The organism is Kytococcus schroeteri (genome assembly GCF_042433515.1).
Taxonomy (GTDB): Bacteria; Actinomycetota; Actinomycetes; order Actinomycetales; family Dermatophilaceae; genus Kytococcus; species Kytococcus schroeteri.
In genome coordinates this window covers 195998-212167 of record NZ_JBHLVH010000004.1, presented here as the reverse complement: position 1 = coordinate 212167, position 16170 = coordinate 195998, and the positions used below count along the sequence as shown (strand labels likewise).

Genomic DNA, 16170 nt, shown 5'->3' with positions numbered 1-16170 from the left:
TGTCCTGCGGCAGAATCGATGCCGTGAGCGACACCTCGAGCACGACCGACGCCCCGGCCGACCCGCACGCCACCGACTCCCCGGACCAGCCGGACGAGGCGGTGCGCCACCGCTGGGAGGAGCTCGCCGAGCAGGTCCGCCAGCACCGCTTCGCGTACTACCTCGACAAGCCGACCATCCCGGACGCGGACTTCGACGCCCTGTTCCGTGAGCTCGAGGAGCTCGAGGAGGCCCACCCCTCGCTCCGCACCCCGGAGAGCCCCACCCAGGAGGTCGGCGCCCCGGTCTTCGAGACGGGATTTGCCGCCGTCGACCACGCCGAGCGCATGCTCAGCCTGGACAACGCCTTCTCGTCCGAGGAGCTGGCCGCCTGGTACGAGCGCTCCCGCGCCGACGCCGGCACCACCGACCTGCACTACCTGTGCGAGCTGAAGATCGACGGCCTGGCGGTGAACCTCACCTACGAGGACGGCCGCCTGGTGCGCGCCGCCACCCGCGGCGACGGCCGTACCGGTGAGGACATCACCCTCAACGTGCGCACCATCGAGGGCGTGCCGCACCAGCTCACGCGCCCGGACGACGCCGACGACGCCCGCACCGCCACCGTCGACGTGCCGCCCCTGGTGGAGGTCCGCGGCGAGGTCTTCCTGCCCATCGAGGAGTTCGCCGAGCTCAACGCCCGCCAGGTGGAGGCCGGCAGGGCGGCCTTCGCCAACCCACGCAACGCTGCCGCCGGCTCGCTGCGCCAGAAGGACCCCCGCGTGACGGCCAGCCGCCCGCTGCGGATGATCGTGCACGGCATCGGGGCGCGGAAGGGCTTCGACATCACCCGCCAGTCGCAGGCCTACGAGGTGCTCGCCGGCTGGGGGCTGCCCGTCACCTCCCACGCCCGGGTGGTGGACTCCCTCGAGGAGGTGAGCGCCTACATCGAGCACTGGGGCACGCACCGGGAGAGCGCCGAGCACGAGCTGGACGGCGTGGTGGTGAAGATCGACGAGGTGGCCGTCCAGCGCCAGCTCGGAGCCACCTCCCGTGCGCCGCGCTGGGCCATCGCGTGGAAGTACCCGCCGCAGGAGGTCACCACCACGTTGCTGGACATCCAGGTGAACGTCGGCCGCACCGGACGCGTCACGCCCTTCGGTGTCATGGAGCCGGTCACGGTCGCCGGCTCCACGGTGGCCATGGCCACGCTGCACAACGCCCACGAGGTGAAGCGCAAGGGCGTGCTCATCGGCGACACGGTGGTGCTGCGCAAGGCCGGCGACGTGATCCCGGAGATCCTCGGTCCGGTGGCCGAGAAGCGCGACGGTTCCGAGCGCGAGTTCGTCATGCCCACCCACTGCCCCTCCTGCGGTACCGCGCTGGCCCCGGCCAAGGAGGGCGACAAGGACATCCGGTGCCCCAACTCCCGCTCCTGCCCCAGCCAGCTGCGCGAACGGCTGTTCGGCCTGGCCGGGCGCGGGGCGTTCGACATCGAGTCGCTCGGCTGGGAGGGTGCCGGCGCTCTGCTCGATGCGGGGGTCCTCACCGACGAGTCCGGCGTCTTCGACCTCACGGCCGACGACCTGCTGCGCACCGAGCTGTACACACGGGCGGCGAAGAAGGCCGAGGCGGCCGCCGCCGAGGAGGGCGACCCCGAGGGGGTGCTGCCGCCCGGCGGGGTCCGCGACGGCCGCGTGCTCTCCGCGGTGGGCGTGCGCCTGCTCGACAACCTGCACCAGGTCAAGGCACAGCCGCTGTGGCGCGTGCTGGTGGCCCTGTCCATCCGCCACGTGGGACCCACGGCCGCCCGGGCGCTCGCGGCGCACTTCGCCTCGCTGGAGGCCATCCGTGCGGCGTCCACCGAGGAGCTCGCCGCGGTCGAGGGCGTGGGACCCACCATCGCCGAGGCGGTCACCGAGTGGTTCTCCGGCGAGGACAACGGCTGGCACCGCGACATCGTGGACCGCTGGGCCGCGGCCGGCGTGCGCATGGCCGACGAGCGCGACGAGTCCGTGGCGCGCACTCTGGAGGGCCTCACCGTCGTGGTCACCGGCTCGCTCGAGGGCTGGAGCCGCGACGAGTCCAAGGAGGCCATCCTCACGCGCGGTGGCAAGGCCGCTGGGTCGGTCTCGCGGAAGACCGACTACGTCGTCGTCGGGGCCAACGCGGGGTCCAAGGCCGCCAAGGCCGAGGAGCTCGGCGTGCCGATGCTGGACGAGGACCAGTTCGCCGAGCTGCTGGCCACTGGCCGGGTCGAGGGCGTGACGCCCGAGGACGATGCCGAGGAGGCGCCCGCGGGCCACGGCGACGCCGCACCAGACGCCCAGGGCGCCCAGCACGACCGGAAGGAGGCCTGAGGTGGGCCTGTTCGGAGCGACCGGCGCCCCGGAGGGCCGCGCCACGACACACGCCGAGGTGACCGCCCTGCCCGCCGACGAGCGCGAGGTGGTCGTCTACTGGCGCCCGGGCTGCGGCTTCTGTGCCCGCCTGCGCCGCGGCCTCGGCGACCTCGCCGAGCGCGCCTGGTGGGTGAACGTCTGGGAGGACGACGAGGCCTCGGCCTTCGTCCGGTCGGTGAACGGCGGCAACGAGGTGGTGCCCACCGTGGTGGTCGACCTCGAGCCGGTCACCAACCCGGCCCCGTCCTTCGTCCGCGACCGCCTCGCCGGTGAGGGCGCCGCCGACGGGGGAGCGGCACGCGCCGGGGGAGCCGCCCCCGAGGGCGCCGGCGCGTGACGAACGTCCGCACCCGCCGGGTCCGTGACCACGTCGAGGACCCGGGCGGCACCGAGGGCCTCGTCGTGCTCGTGGACCGGCTCTGGCCGCGGGGCACCCGCAAGGAGACCCTCCCGCACGACCTGTGGCCGAAGGAGGTCGCTCCGTCCACCGGGCTCAGGAAGTGGTTCCACGCCGTCGAGGGGGACGAGCGCGCCGCGCGCTTCGAGGAGTTCGCCGAGCGCTACACCGCCGAGCTGCAGGAGGAGCCTGCTGCCGACGCGCTGGCCGAGCTCGCCCGCGAGGCCCGCCGGCACGAGGTCGTGACCCTGCTGTTCGGTGCCCGCGACACCGAGAACAACCACGCGCAGGTGCTCGCGCGGGCCCTGCGTCGGAGGCTCTGACCCGACCCCGCCTGCGGCTCGTCCGCGGGCCCCGTCCTCGGCCGCGCCCGCGCGGGGGAGTCCCCGGCACCTTTCGTAGACTGCGCCGCATGTCCGCTCTCTCCCGTGATGACGTCGCGCACGTCGCGAGCCTCGCGCGCATCCACCTCGAGGACGGTGAGCTCGACCGCCTCGCGGGCCAGCTCGACCAGATCGTCGAGTGGGTCGCGCAGATCAACGACGGCGCCTCTGACGACGTGCCCGCCCTGTCCCACCCCATCCCCCTGACCAACGTGATGCGCGCCGACGAGGTGCGCCCCGGGCTGACGCAGGAGCAGGCGCTTGCGAACGCCCCGCTGGCCGAGGAGGGCCGCTTCGGCGTGCCCCGCATCCTGGACGAGGAGTGAGCGAGCCGATGACGACCACCCCCACCCCCCGCGACACCACCGCCGTCGACGCGCTCGACCCGCTGGTGACGAAGACCGCTCTGGAGATGGCCGAGGGCCTGCGCGCCGGGGAGTTCACCTCCGAGCAGCTCGTCCAGGCCCACCTGGGCCGCATCGAGCAGGTCGACGGCGTGCTCCACGCCTTCCTGCAGGTCGACGCCGAGGGCGCCCTGGCCACGGCCCGCGAGGTCGACGCCGCCCGCGCCGCCGGCGAGGAGCTGCACCCGCTGGCCGGCGTGCCGATCGCCGTCAAGGACATCGCGTGCACGCAGGGCCTGGCCACCACGGCCGGCTCGCGCATGCTGGAGCACTTCGTGCCGCCCTACGACGCCACGATCGTGCGCCGCCTCAAGGACGCCCGTATGCCCATCCTGGGCAAGACCAACATGGACGAGTTCGCCATGGGCTCCTCCACCGAGCACTCGGCCTTCGGCCCCACCCGCAACCCGTGGGACGTCACCCGCATCCCCGGCGGCTCCGGCGGTGGCTCCTCGGCGGCCGTGGCGGGCTACCTGGCCCCGCTGGCCATCGGCTCGGACACCGGTGGCTCCATCCGCCAGCCCGCGGCCGTCACCGGCTCGGTCGGCTCCAAGCCCACCTACGGCAGCGTCTCGCGCCACGGCGTCATCGCCCTGGCCTCGTCGCTGGACCAGATCGGCCCGTGCTCGCGCACCGTGGCCGACTCCGCCGCCCTCCACGAGGTGATCGGCGGCCACGACCCGCAGGACTCCACGAGCATCGACGCCCCCGCCCCGGCCGCCCTCGAGGCCGCCACCGCGGGCGCCGCCGGCCAGGGCGCCGAGGCGCTCAAGGGCTTTCGCGTCGGTGTGGTCAAGGAGCTCACCGAGGTGGACGGCTACCAGGCCGGCATCAAGGACCTGTTCGAGCAGCGGGTGGCCCAGCTGCGCGAGGCCGGCGCCGAGGTCGTGGAGGTGTCCTGCCCGTCGTTCGCGCTCGGCATGGCCGCCTACTACCTCATCCTCCCCAGCGAGGCCTCCTCCAACCTGGCTCGCTACGACGCCATGCGCTACGGCCTGCGCACCGGCCCCGAGGGCGTGGACGCCCCGAGCGCCGAGCAGGTCATGGCCGCCTCCCGCGACGCCGGCTTCGGCGAGGAGGTGAAGCGCCGCATCATCCTGGGCACCCACGCCCTCTCCTCGGGTTACTACGACGCCTACTACGGCAAGGCCCAGCGCGTGCGCACCCTCATCCAGCGCGACTTCGACGCCGCCTTCGAGCAGTGCGACGTGCTGCTCTCCCCGACGGCGCCGACCACCGCCTTCCCCATCGGAGCCAAGGTCGACGACCCGTTGGCGATGTACCTCAACGACATCGCCACCATCCCGGTGAACCTGGCCGGCAACTGCGCCATGGGACTGCCCATGGGCCTGGCCGCCGAGGACGGGCTCCCCGCCGGCCTGCAGGTCATCGCCCCCGCCGGTGAGGACGCGCGCATGTACCGCGTGGCCGCCGCCGTGGAGGCCCTCATCGAGACCGCCGACGCCGCCGAGGGCCGCGAGCCGGTGCGCCGTCTGGTCCCCGCCGTGCCCGATGCGGTGCCCGGCGCCGCGCACAGCGTGTCCACCGGTGTCGACGCCGCCGGCACGCGCACCGACGCCCCCGCCACCACTGACCCGCAGCAGGAGGCCTGAGCATGGCGAGCACCACGGACAAGGTCGTCCCGTTCGAGAAGGCGATGGCGGACTTCGACCCGGTGATCGGGCTCGAGGTGCACGTCGAGCTCAACACCAACACCAAGATGTTCTGCCCGTGCCCCACGGAGTTCGGCGCGGAGCCCAACACGCAGGTGTGCCCGGTGTGCCTGGGCCTGCCCGGCGCGCTGCCGGTGGTGAACGCCAAGGCGGTCGAGTCGGCCATCCGCATCGGCCTGGCGCTCAACTGCGAGATCGCCGAGACCTCGCGCTTCGCCCGGAAGAACTACTTCTACCCGGACATGCCCAAGAACTTCCAGACCTCGCAGTACGACGAGCCGATCGCCCACGACGGGTACCTGGACGTCACGCTGGACGACGGCGAGGTCTTCCGCGTGGAGATCGAGCGCGCCCACATGGAGGAGGACACCGGCAAGTCCACGCACGTGGGTGGTGCCACCGGCCGCATCCAGGGCGCCACGCACTCGCTGGTGGACTTCAACCGCGCCGGCATCCCGCTCATCGAGATCGTCACCCGCCCGATCCTCGGTGCGGGTGACCGCGTCGGCGAGGTGGCCCGCGCGTACGTCTCCACCCTGCGCGACCTGCTCAAGGCCCTGGACGTCAGCCACGTGCGCATGGAGCAGGGCAACGTCCGCTGCGACGCGAACGTGTCCCTGCGCGCCAAGGCCGGCTCCGAGCACGTGCTCGGCCGGGTGAACGACGAGCAGGCCCAGGTGCCGCTGGGCACCCGCACGGAGACCAAGAACGTCAACTCCCTGCGCAGCATCGAGCGTGCCGTCCGCTACGAGGTCACCCGCCACGCCGCCGTGCTGAAGGCCGGCGAGTCGATCCTCCAGGAGACCCGCCACTGGCACGAGGACACCGGCATCACCACCTCGGGCCGCCCCAAGTCCGATGCGGACGACTACCGCTACTTCCCGGAGCCGGACCTGGTGCCCGTGGCCCCGGCCCGCGACGAGGTGGAGCGCCTGCGCGGCTCGCTGCCGGAGATGCCGGCCAAGCGTCGTGCACGCCTGCAGGGCGAGTGGGGCTTCTCCGACCTGGAGATGCGTGACGTGCTCAACGCCGGTGCGGTGGACCTCATCGAGGCCACCATCGCCGCCGGCGCCACCCCGGCCGGCGCCCGCAAGTGGTGGACCGGTGAGGTGGCCCGCCGGGCCAACGACGCCGGGCAGACCGTGGAGGAGTACGGCACCGGCGCCGGCCTGACCCCGGCCGCCGTGGCCGAGCTCGACGGCATGGTCGCCGAGGGCCGCCTCAACGACTCGATGGCGCGCCAGGTGCTCGACGGCGTGCTCGCCGGCGAGGGCAGCCCCACCGAGGTGGCCGACGCCCGCGGGCTGGCGATGGTGTCCGACGACGGCGCGCTGCAGGCGGCCGTGGACGACGTGGTCGCGGCCAACCCGGACATCGTGGAGAAGATCCGCGGCGGCAAGGAGCAGGCGGCCGGCGCCCTCATCGGGCAGGTCATGAAGGCGATGAAGGGCCAGGCCGATGCCGCGCGCGTGCGTGAGCTGATCCTGGCCACCGTGGCCGGCTGAGACGGCCGGCGGGACCCGGCAGGTCCGACCGTTCGGCGGTCCCCCGGCCCACGCCCCGCACGACGACCCCGGGCGGACCGCACCACGCGGTGCGGTCCGCCCGGGGTCGTTTGCCGTCCGGGCCGTGGTCGGGTCATAGTCGACCGACGGCCTCGCGGGGGGACCCGTGCCCCACCCGGTGGGGCGGCCGGTCACGACCAGACACCCACGACAGCACCACACCCGGAGCGGGGAGCACCTCATGGAGAAGAAGACGGCGCAGACGGTGGCCGGAGTCGGCCTGCTCGGGGCGGGGGGCGTGGTCCTGGCCATGGCGTTCTCCGGCGCGTTCGACCACAGCGAGCCGCCGGTGGAGGAGCACTCGCCGGTCATCGCGGCGCCCTCCACTCCGGGGGAGTCCCCGGCGGACGCCTCGCCGAGCCCGGCGGAGTCCACCTCCGACTCCGCCGGTGGGGAGAGCACCTCCTCCGATGCGGCCTCCACCAGCAGCTCCTCCTCGGGCAGTTCGGGCGCCGCCTCGGCCAGTGAGCCCACGGACGCCGCCAGCACGTCCGAGGGCATCGCCTCCGGTGAGCCGCACCCGGCCGAACCGACCGCCCCTTCCAGCAGCGCCGCCCCGGAGCCGACCTCCCAGCCCGGCCAGGAGTCCTCGACGACCGACGCGGAGCCGACCTCCGAGCCCAGCCAGGAGTCCTCGACGACCGACGCGGAGCCGAGCCCGACGCGCAGCGCGACGGCGACCGAGCCGTCCCGGGAGCCTTCCAGCACCTCGGAGCCCTCCGCCTCCGCGCCCTCGACCCCGGCACCGCGCCCGAGCAGCCCGAAGCCGAGCTCGACCCCCGAGCCGTCGCCGACCACGCCGGAGGACGACCACGCCAAGCCCGGGGACCCGGTGGCCGCCCCGGTGCAGCTGACCATCCCCAGCATCGGCTTCGACCAGCAGGTCTCCGAGGTGGGCCTGACCTCCAAGGGCACGCTCAATCCCCCACCCGGCGTCACCGGCTGGTACGGCAAGACGGTGAAGCCCGGTGAGGACGGTGTGAGCGTCATCGCCGGCCACGTCACCTTCGGCCCGCCGGACGTCTTCTACCACCTGCCCGACGTGAAGCCGGGCCAGACCTTCACCACCAAGGACGCCGACGGCCGGGTCCGCGAGTGGAAGATCGACCTGGTCGAGCACATTGACAAGGTGGCCCTCTCGCGCGACTCGCGCATCTGGGGCCCCTCGAGCACGCCCAAGCTCGCCCTGGTGACCTGCGACCCGGACACCCCGCGCACCGACGGGCACTCCGCGGTCAACGTGTTCGTCCTGGCCTCCCCGGCGTGACGGGCACCCCCGCCCCGCGCGAGCTGGCCGTGGTGCGCCACGGCCAGGCGCACCCCGCGGCACCCGGCGGGGACGACGCCGCGCGGGAGCTCACCGACCACGGCCGCGCGGAGGCCCGCCGTGCCGGTCGTCAGCTCGCGGCCCGATGGGGTGCGGTCGACCACGTGCTGCACTCCAGCGCGGTACGCACCACTCAGACCTGGCAGGAGATGGCCGGCGAGCTCCCCGCGGTGGCCGCCGAGGCGGTCTGGCCCACCCCACAGGTCTACGAGGCCGGGCTGGTCGAGCTCCTCGCGGCCCTGGGCGACCTGCCGGACGAGGCCCGGCGGGTGGTGCTCGTGGGGCACGCGCCGGGCGTCCCCACCCTCGTGGGGCACCTGACCGGCGTGTGGCCCGAGGGTTGGGCGACCGGCGAGGTGGGCGTGCTGGCCCTGCCGGACGACCTGGCCTGGGCGGACCTGCACGAGGGCTGCGCGACGCGCCTCGGCTGAGACGGCCACGCGCTGTCCGCGGACCACCCAACGGTTACCGTGGGCGCCGTGTCCACCACGAGCGCTGCCACCGACCCCAACCTGCTGCCCGACGACGCCCGGGAGGTGACCGTCTCCGTGCCCACCGCCGCGTGGGTGCAGGCCCTCGGGGGGCCGGAGGGGAGGGTGACCGGAGCTGCCCGCACCGTGCACCTGGAGCACTGGGAGGGCACGGCGCCCCGGCAGGACGACCCGGAGCGTCCGCTGGTGGCCGCCGTGCCGCCGCAGTTCTCCATGACGCCCGGTGCCGTGGCCGAGTACGCCACGCAGCCGCACCTGCGCTGGGCATGGGCGCTGAGCGCCGGGTTCGACCACCTCGACAAGCGCCTGCCGGCCACCGTGGGCATCTGCAACGCGCGGGGCGTGCACGAGGAGAGCACCGCCGACCACGCCCTGGCGCTGACCCTCGTGGGCCTGCGCTCCCTGGAGACGCTGCGCGACGCGCAGGTGGAGGGCCGCTGGGAGGTGCGCACGGGCCCGGAGTGGCGCGCCCGGCAGACCTCGCTGCACGAGGCGCGCGTGCTGGTGGTGGGCTACGGCGCCATCGGCAAGGCCATCGCGCGGCGTGTGGCGGCCTTCGGGGCGCACGTCGAGGCCGTGGCCACCTCCGCCCGCCCGGGTGACGAGCACGTCCGGGCGGTGCACGCCATCGACGACCTGCACGCCCTGCTGCCGCAGTTCGACGTGGTCGTGCTCATCACGCCGCTGACGGAGCGGACCAAGGGGCTGATGGGTGCCCGCGAGATGGAGCTCATGAAGCCCGGCGCGCTGCTGGTGAACGTGGCCCGTGGCCCGGTGGTGGACACCGACGCGCTGGTGGCGGCGGCCGGTTCCGGGCACATCCGGGCCGCCGTGGACGTCACCGCCCCCGAGCCGCTGCCCGAGGGCCACCCGCTGTTCAGCACGCCGGGGGTGTTCGTGACCCCGCACCTGGCCAGTGCCACGGCCGGCATGGAGGACCGTCAGCTGTCCCTCGTCGGGGCGCAGCTGCAGCGTCTGGCCGACGGCGAGGCCCTGCAGAACGTGGTGCGCACCCCGCAGGAGCAGGCGTGAGCGCCCCGCAGCAGCCCGGCACCCCCGCGCACGACGCCGCGCACGCCGACGCCACGCGCCCCGGCAGCACCGCGTGGTGGGGGCCCTGGGACGCCGACCGCTCCGTCGTGGCCGACCGCGAGGTGGCCGTCATCGGCTTCGACGCCACGGCCGAGCTGCACGCCCAGAACCTGCGCGACTCCGGCGTGGACGTGCGCGTGGGCGCCGAGCCCGGCACCCCCGAGCACGACGCCGCGCAGGCCGAGGGCTTCTTCACCCTGCCGGTGGCCGATGCCGTGCAGGACGGTGAGCTGGTGGTCATCGGCACCGCCCACCTGGAGGCCGTGGCCGCCGTGCTCACCGACGAGCAGGTGCTGGTGCTCACCTCGGCCGCGGCGGGGCGTGCGCTGCGTGGGTCGGGCATCCGGCACCGCGGCGTGATCCTCCTCGTGGAGGTGCTGGGGGAGCCGGTGGCCACCCGGCAGGCGTACGTGGACGGCCGCGGTGGCCCGGCGGTGGTGGCCGTGGTGGCCCGTGGCACCGGGTCCGGCCACGAGCTGACGCTCACGCTCAACCCCACCGCCGCCCCGGCCGCCCCCGATGCCCGCGGGGACGCCGCGCAGCGCCTGGCCGTGGCCTACGCCGACGTGGTGGGGGCCACCCGTGCGGCCGCCATCGGGGTGGACGCCCTGGACTGGGCCGCCGCCGCGGACTTCGCCGACACCCGGGTGACCCCGCTGCTGGAGGCCGTGCTGGCCGCCGGCCGAGACGCGCTCGTTGCGCAGGGCTTCGACCCGGTGGTGGCCGACCTCGCGGTGCTGCACCGCCTCCAGTCCACCTGGGAGGCGCTCGGCCACGAGGGTGCACGCCCGAGTGCCGCCGACGAGCACCGTGAAGAGGTGGCCCGCCTCACCGGTCCGGCGCCCCGCTCGCGCTCCCGCCGCACCGCCCCCGTGGACGACGACGCCACCGCGGCCGCCCGGCACGCACGCCTCGGCGAGGCCTTCGGGGGCGCCCGGTAGCCTCGTCCCCACATCGCGTGGTCCGCGTCACACCCATCCCGGAGTCCGGCGGGTGCGCACACCCACCGAGCAGAGCCCGACACCGCCCAAGTCCCGAGGAGCCCCCATGGCAGACCGCCCCGAGTTCGTCGTCGCCCCGACCGAGTCCCCCGCCCCCGAGGCCGACCGCCTGAAGGTGCTGGAGGACCCCGGCTTCGGCGTGCACTTCACCGACCACATGGCCGTGGTGGACCACACCACCGCCGACGGCTGGCACAACGGCCGCGTGGTGCAGTACGCCCCCATCGCCCTGGACCCGGCCGCCTGCGTGCTGCACTACGCGCAGGAGATCTTCGAGGGCATGAAGGCCTACCGCCACGCCGACGGCAGCATCTGGACCTTCCGCCCGGAGAAGAACGCCGCCCGTCTGCAGCGCAGCGCCCGCCGCCTGGCCATGCCCGAGGTGCCCGAGGAGATCTTCCTGGAGGCCATCCGTCAGCTTGCGCAGATCGACCAGGCGTGGGTGCCGGAGGCCGCCGAGGGCTCCGAGACCTCCCTGTACCTGCGCCCCTTCCAGATCGGCACCGAGGCCTTCCTCGGCGTCCGCCCGTCGCAGGCCAGCCAGTTCTACGTCATCGCCTCCCCGTCCGGGCCGTACTTCCCGTCCGGTGTGAAGCCGGTGGACATCTGGGTCTCCCGCAACTACCACCGCGCCGGCTTCGGCGGCACGGGCTTCGCCAAGTGCGGCGGCAACTATGCCGCCTCCCTGGCCGCCCAGGTGGAGGCCGGCGAGCACGGCTGCGCCCAGGTGCTCTTCCTCGACGACCGCGAGGAGAAGTGGGTCGAGGAGCTGGGCGGCATGAACCTGTTCTTCGTGTTCTCGGACGGTTCGATCGTCACCCCGCCCACCAGCGGCACCATCCTCGAGGGCGTGACGCGCATGTCCCTGGTGGAACTGGGCCGCGACGCCGGCCACGAGGTGACCGAGCGCCCCATCAGCCTCGACGAGGTGACCACCGGCATCGCCGACGGCACCATCACCGAGGTGTTCGCCTGCGGTACCGCGGCGGTCATCACGCCGGTGGGCTCCTTCCGCACCGAGGAGGACACCTGGACCGTCGGCGGCGAGGGCCGCTCGGAGGACCTGGACGAGTCCTACCCGGTGACCATGACGCTGCGCCGCACGCTCACCGACATCCAGTACGGCCGCGCCGAGGACACCAAGGGCTGGATGCACCGCCTCGTCTGAGACGACGGGCTGGGCTCAGCGGGCCTGCAGTGCTGCGGCGGTGACTCCCAGGAGTCGCCGCCGCAGTACGTTGCCCCGCTCGCTGAAGCCGCGCTGGGCGGCCACGTACTGCGCCTTGCCGTCGGGGGTCTCGATGCACACGGGCTCGTAGCCCCAGGCGCGCAGGTCGTAGGGAGAGGCGCGCATGTCCAGTTCGCGCACGTCGCGGGCCAGTTCCAGGCAGTCCACCAGCAGGTCGCCGGGCACCAGCGGGCCCAGGGTGGCGGCCACCTTGTAGAGGTCCATCGTGGCGTGCAGGCACCCGGGCTGCTCGAAGGCGGTGCGGTCGCGCGGGCCGGGGGAGAGGGTGTTGAGCCCGCGGGCGGAGTCGGTGAAGAACCGGAACGCGTCGAAGTGGCTGCACGCGATGGTGTGGCTCTCGGTGACGGCGTCGGTGCCCTCGCGGCCCAGGCGCAGGGGCACGCCCCCGTGGCGGCGGTCGTCGGCCTCCAGGCCGTGCACCATGGCCCACTCGTGCAGGCCGAAGCAGCCGAACCGTGCCGGGCGGTTCGCCGTGGCCTCGAGGACGGCGTGCCAGCGGCGCACCGTGTCGCCGCGGCGGGCCATGAACGCGGCGGCGTCCACGGTGACGGCGTCGCCCTCGGGGGTGTCGAGGACCCGGTGTTCCTTCCACCCGGCGCGCTCACCGGCATCGAGCAGGGCCACGCCGACGCCGGGGTGCCACCGCCGCACCTCGGCCGGGCGCCAGCGGTAGTAGACCCACAGGAAGTCCTCCACCGGGTGCTTCTCCCCGCGGGCGCGGCGGGCCAGGTGCGGCCCCGCGATGGCGTCGACACGCGCCTCGTGCGCGGCCTGCAGCGGCTCCCACGCGGAGCGGGGCAGGACGGTCGGCGCGGGGTGCGTCACGGCACGGGAGGTGGGGGAGGGGCACATCGCGGCGCAGTCTAGGTCCGCCGGGGCAGGGTCGGGCCGGGCTGGGCCGCGTCTGCCTTCGTCGCACGCGAGGCCTCTCCGCGCACGGGACAACGGCTGGGCTCCCCGAGTGCACCCCCGGCCGCGCACGCGAAACCTCCCCGCGTACGGGAAGAGTGCTCCCCGCACGCGCACCATCCCGTGCCACCAGCACCCTTCCCGTGCGGCGAGGGGTTTCCCGTGCGGCGGGAGCCCGGCCGGCACGGAGCGCCGCTCGATCCGCGCGACCCACCCTCCGGCACGTCACTCCGTCATCCCACCCACCTCACGCCTCTCCGCCACCGGCAATCGCCCGGTGCCGGATGAGGCCATGACCCACCGCGCCCCCGCCTCGTCCCCCGTCCACGACCGCCTCGAGCCCGGGCGCGTCCACGACGCCTCCAGTCTCACCGCGGGGACATCGCCATGTTCGATGCGGTGACCCTCCGCCCGCTGGAGAAGATGCTCGTGCCCGAGCTGCCGCGCAGGGGCGAGACCGACCCCACCGAGTGCTGGCACTGCGCCGACGACCCGAGCACCATCTGGCAGGACGAGCACTGGTAGCTCCGCTCCGGCGGCCACCCCACGGGCCTGCCCTTCCTGGGTGGCTTCGCGCCGCGCCGGCACGTGCTGCTGGAGGACGCCCCGCTGGACCTGCTGGCCACGCTCGGCCCGCTGATGCAGCGCCTGTCGCAGGCCGTCAAGCAGGTGCCGGGTGTGGCCCGCACGCACTTCGGTTGGTGGAACGACGGGTCGGCCCACTTCCACATGCACGCCCTGGCCCGTCCGGCCGGCATGATGCGGGCGCGCGGTGTGAACCTCGCCTACTGGGACGACGTCCTGCACCCGTTGGAGCCCGGGCTGCAGGCGGAGAAGATCCGCATCGTGGCCGCGGCGATGGCGGCGGGAGGCGGCCTGGACCTCACGGGATGAGGCCGGCGCCCCGGGCCACCGCGCGGGTCCAGATCCACCCGACGGTGGTGGAGCTGACCACGACGAACAGACCCCACTGCACAGGATCCTCGAAGTCGTGCCAGAGGTAGAGGAAGCCGAAGCACAGCCACATCGTGATGATGGGCATGCCGAGGTCACGGTCGTCCTCGTCGGCCAGCCCCGCCCCCACGCGAGCCATCTGCCGCCCAGCGCGGTAGCACGCGACGGTGCAGATGACCCCGATGAGCAGGGAGATGACGAGCAGGCAGGTCCTTCCAGGCAGTGGGGTCGGGCAGTGGGTCGGCGGGGAGGCCACCCGCCGCCGCGGAGGTTGTGCGCGGCAGGCGTTCTCGGTGCGCCCCCTGCGGGCTGAGGCCTCTCCCGGGGAGGGAGCGGTGGCCTCGGGCCCTGCGATGGGGAAAGCCATCGACCTCGTGCGTGCGCGTGTGCCACACTCTGCGAGCCCCTTGGGGAGCAGCCGAGGCGGTGTGCCGCACGAGGTCCTGCGTGTCACCCAAGGGGACGGATGCTGTGGACATCACTGGCAAGGCACCTCCTGGTGCTGGGGTTCGAGTCCCCCGGGAGGGGGTGGCCGACAGGACGCCGGGCGAGGCCCTGCGGAGTCCGGACCACCGTCCTCGGAGGGTGCCGGGCTCCCCGCCCGCTCGGTCGTCGGTCGCCCCTTCCCTCTCCGCGCCGGGGCCACCCGTCGGTGCACCAGCGGCGTCACCCACCCGACCCAGCCCGGCCCCAGCGCCCTGACCTGACCGACTCCGGAGAGCACCACGATGAGCCTGTTCACACGCACCGTCCCGCCCCGTCACGCCGCCGTGGTCTATCGCCACGGCGCCTTCCTGGAGGTCCAGACGGCCGGGCGCCACCGGCGCCCGTGGAGGAGCGTCGCAGAAGTCGTGGACCTCCGTGAGCGGGTTCTGGCCCTCGCCACCCAGGAGGTCCCGACCGCCGACGGGCTCACGGTGAAGGCGTCGCTCAGCCTGCGGGTGCGGGTCGTCGATCCCCGTGCCTACCTCGAGAACGCCCAGGACCCCGAGGACGTGCTCTACCTGTCCGCCCAGGTGCAACTCCGCGAGAGTGTCGCGGCGATGGGCGTGGAGCAGCTCGTGCAGCGGCGCGAGCTGCCGTTGGAGGCGATGCGGGACCACATCGCCCAGACTGCGCGCACCGTGGGCCTGGAGGTGCTGGAGGTCGTGCTGAAGGACGTGGTCCTTCCCCCGGAGCTGCGGAGCACCGCCATCGCCCTGGCCACCGCTGCCGCCGAGGGGCGGGTGAAGCTCGAGCGTGCCCGCGCCGAGACCGCCACCCTGCGCTCCCTGGCGAACGCCGCGCGTCTGCTGGAGGACCACCCCGCGCTGGAGCGGATGCGGCTGGTGCAGGAGGCTGGGCCGACCGGTCAGGTCGTGCTGCACCTGGGTGGGTCCGCGGACTCCCACAGCTGAGCAGACCGCGGCATGGAGCGCCACCCCGCCCGCGCTCGTAGACTCGCCCCATGCGCATCTGCCGGTTCACCGACGACTCCGACGAGCCCCGCTACGGCCTCATGGACGGCGAGGGCACCAAGATCGCCGAGATCACCGGCGACCCCCTCTACACCTCCATCGAGCTCACGGGCCGCACCTTCACCACCGAGGACGTGCGCCTCCTGGCCCCGGTGATTCCCCGCTCCAAGGTGGTGGGGGTCCGTCGCAACTATGCCGACCACGCCGCCGAGCTGGGCAACGAGGTCGATGCCGAGCCGGGCCTCTTCCTCGTGCCCAACACCGCCGTCGTGGGCCCCGGCGACCCGGTGGTCATCCCGGCGCTCACCCAGGAGGTCTCCTACGAGGGCGAGCTGGCCGTGGTCATCGGCCGCATGTGCAAGGACGTCTCGCCGGACGAGGTGCGCTCGGTGATCCTGGGCTACACCTGCGCCAACGACGTGACTGCCCGCGACCTGCAGAAGTCCGACGGCCAGTGGGCCCGCGCCAAGGGCATGGACACCTTCTGCCCGCTCGGCCCGTGGATCGAGACCGAGCTGGACACCGAGGACCTCGTGGTCCGCACCCGCCTCGACGGCGAGGTGGTGCAGGACGGCCGCACCGCCGACATGGTGTTCGACGTGCCGGCCATCGTCTCCCACGTCTCCAAGGCGTTCACCCTCCTGCCCGGCGACGTCATCCTCACCGGCACGCCCGCCGGCGTGGGCCCGGTGACCGCCGGCCAGCGCGTGGAGGTCTCCATCCAGGGCATCGGGCGGCTGTCCAACCCCTTCGTCTCCGCCGAGGAGTGAGCGGCACCCCTCCACCCTCGATGCCGGGGTGGGGCTACCGGGGAACTGCCGGTTGCCCCACCCCTGTGTCCTCGGCCACCTCCCGACGGCGCGAGGCGGCCTCTCCACCGGGGGAGG

General features: G+C 73.9%; 17 protein-coding genes. 15 read left to right on the top strand and 2 right to left on the bottom strand.

The window, feature by feature from the left end:
* The first annotated feature begins 23 nt into the window (after positions 1–23).
* The 11 genes from ligA (at position 24) to ACFFHC_RS02725 (ending at position 11882) form a co-directional block, all read left to right on the top strand.
* The gene (gene ligA, locus ACFFHC_RS02775; RefSeq protein ID WP_379802815.1) at positions 24–2339 is read left to right on the top strand and encodes an NAD-dependent DNA ligase LigA; all 2316 of its coding nucleotides are present in this window, start codon (positions 24–26) and stop codon (positions 2337–2339) included.
* Between the two features lies 1 nt (position 2340).
* A complete protein-coding gene (locus ACFFHC_RS02770; protein WP_070704968.1) occupies positions 2341–2718 on the top strand; it encodes a glutaredoxin domain-containing protein in 378 nt (125 codons plus the stop codon).
* Complete coding sequence (locus tag ACFFHC_RS02765; protein WP_070704971.1) at positions 2715–3101, top strand: DUF488 domain-containing protein; 387 nt, start codon at positions 2715–2717, stop codon at positions 3099–3101. The genes ACFFHC_RS02770 and ACFFHC_RS02765 overlap by 4 nt, the downstream gene beginning before the upstream one ends.
* Positions 3102–3190: 89 nt before the next feature.
* The gene (gene gatC, locus ACFFHC_RS02760) at positions 3191–3487 is read left to right on the top strand and encodes an Asp-tRNA(Asn)/Glu-tRNA(Gln) amidotransferase subunit GatC (protein WP_070704974.1); all 297 of its coding nucleotides are present in this window, start codon (positions 3191–3193) and stop codon (positions 3485–3487) included.
* A gap of 86 nt (positions 3488–3573) precedes the next feature.
* The gene (gene gatA / locus ACFFHC_RS02755) at positions 3574–5178 is read left to right on the top strand and encodes an Asp-tRNA(Asn)/Glu-tRNA(Gln) amidotransferase subunit GatA (RefSeq protein ID WP_379802974.1); all 1605 of its coding nucleotides are present in this window, start codon (positions 3574–3576) and stop codon (positions 5176–5178) included.
* Between the two features lie 2 nt (positions 5179–5180).
* Positions 5181–6743 carry an Asp-tRNA(Asn)/Glu-tRNA(Gln) amidotransferase subunit GatB gene (gatB, locus tag ACFFHC_RS02750; protein ID WP_070704977.1) on the top strand — a complete coding sequence of 521 codons (1563 nt, stop codon included), beginning with the start codon at positions 5181–5183 and terminating at the stop codon, positions 6741–6743.
* Between the two features lie 241 nt (positions 6744–6984).
* Entirely contained in the window at positions 6985–8070 is a 1086-nt protein-coding gene (locus ACFFHC_RS02745; RefSeq protein ID WP_379802808.1) for a class F sortase, read from the top strand.
* A complete protein-coding gene (locus ACFFHC_RS02740) occupies positions 8067–8561 on the top strand; it encodes a SixA phosphatase family protein (RefSeq protein WP_141494526.1) in 495 nt (164 codons plus the stop codon). The genes ACFFHC_RS02745 and ACFFHC_RS02740 overlap by 4 nt, the downstream gene beginning before the upstream one ends.
* A 48-nt stretch (positions 8562–8609) precedes the next feature.
* Positions 8610–9653, top strand: a complete 1044-nt coding sequence (locus ACFFHC_RS02735) for a 2-hydroxyacid dehydrogenase (RefSeq protein WP_141494527.1) — start codon at positions 8610–8612, stop codon at positions 9651–9653.
* Positions 9650–10654 carry a ketol-acid reductoisomerase gene (locus tag ACFFHC_RS02730; RefSeq protein WP_101849863.1) on the top strand — a complete coding sequence of 335 codons (1005 nt, stop codon included), beginning with the start codon at positions 9650–9652 and terminating at the stop codon, positions 10652–10654. Before ACFFHC_RS02735 ends, ACFFHC_RS02730 begins: the two co-directional genes overlap by 4 nt.
* Positions 10655–10760: 106 nt before the next feature.
* On the top strand, positions 10761–11882 hold the full coding sequence (locus tag ACFFHC_RS02725) for a branched-chain amino acid aminotransferase (protein ID WP_070704745.1): 1122 nt from the start codon (positions 10761–10763) through the stop codon (positions 11880–11882).
* Positions 11883–11897: 15 nt separating this feature from the next.
* Here ACFFHC_RS02725 and ACFFHC_RS02720 read toward each other — a convergent pair whose 3' ends face one another.
* Positions 11898–12815 (bottom strand): 3-methyladenine DNA glycosylase, encoded by a 918-nt coding sequence (locus ACFFHC_RS02720; RefSeq protein ID WP_238138205.1) that lies wholly within the window; start codon positions 12813–12815, stop codon positions 11898–11900.
* A gap of 444 nt (positions 12816–13259) precedes the next feature.
* On the opposite strand from ACFFHC_RS02720, the gene ACFFHC_RS02715 reads away from it, so the two are divergent.
* On the top strand, positions 13260–13397 hold the full coding sequence (locus ACFFHC_RS02715) for a hypothetical protein (RefSeq protein WP_180802264.1): 138 nt from the start codon (positions 13260–13262) through the stop codon (positions 13395–13397).
* A 63-nt stretch (positions 13398–13460) separates the two neighbouring features.
* The gene (locus tag ACFFHC_RS02710; RefSeq protein WP_101849862.1) at positions 13461–13766 is read left to right on the top strand and encodes an HIT family protein; all 306 of its coding nucleotides are present in this window, start codon (positions 13461–13463) and stop codon (positions 13764–13766) included.
* Here the strand turns inward: ACFFHC_RS02710 and ACFFHC_RS02705 are convergent.
* Complete coding sequence (locus ACFFHC_RS02705; RefSeq protein ID WP_101849861.1) at positions 13756–14082, bottom strand: hypothetical protein; 327 nt, start codon at positions 14080–14082, stop codon at positions 13756–13758. The genes ACFFHC_RS02710 and ACFFHC_RS02705 overlap by 11 nt on opposite strands.
* 472 nt (positions 14083–14554) lie before the next feature.
* On the opposite strand from ACFFHC_RS02705, the gene ACFFHC_RS02700 reads away from it, so the two are divergent.
* A complete protein-coding gene (locus ACFFHC_RS02700) occupies positions 14555–15223 on the top strand; it encodes a slipin family protein (protein ID WP_101849860.1) in 669 nt (222 codons plus the stop codon).
* Positions 15224–15273: 50 nt separating this feature from the next.
* Positions 15274–16053, top strand: coding sequence for a fumarylacetoacetate hydrolase family protein (locus tag ACFFHC_RS02695; RefSeq protein ID WP_101849859.1), 780 nt, complete (start codon positions 15274–15276; stop codon positions 16051–16053).
* The last annotated feature ends 117 nt before the right edge of the window (positions 16054–16170 follow it).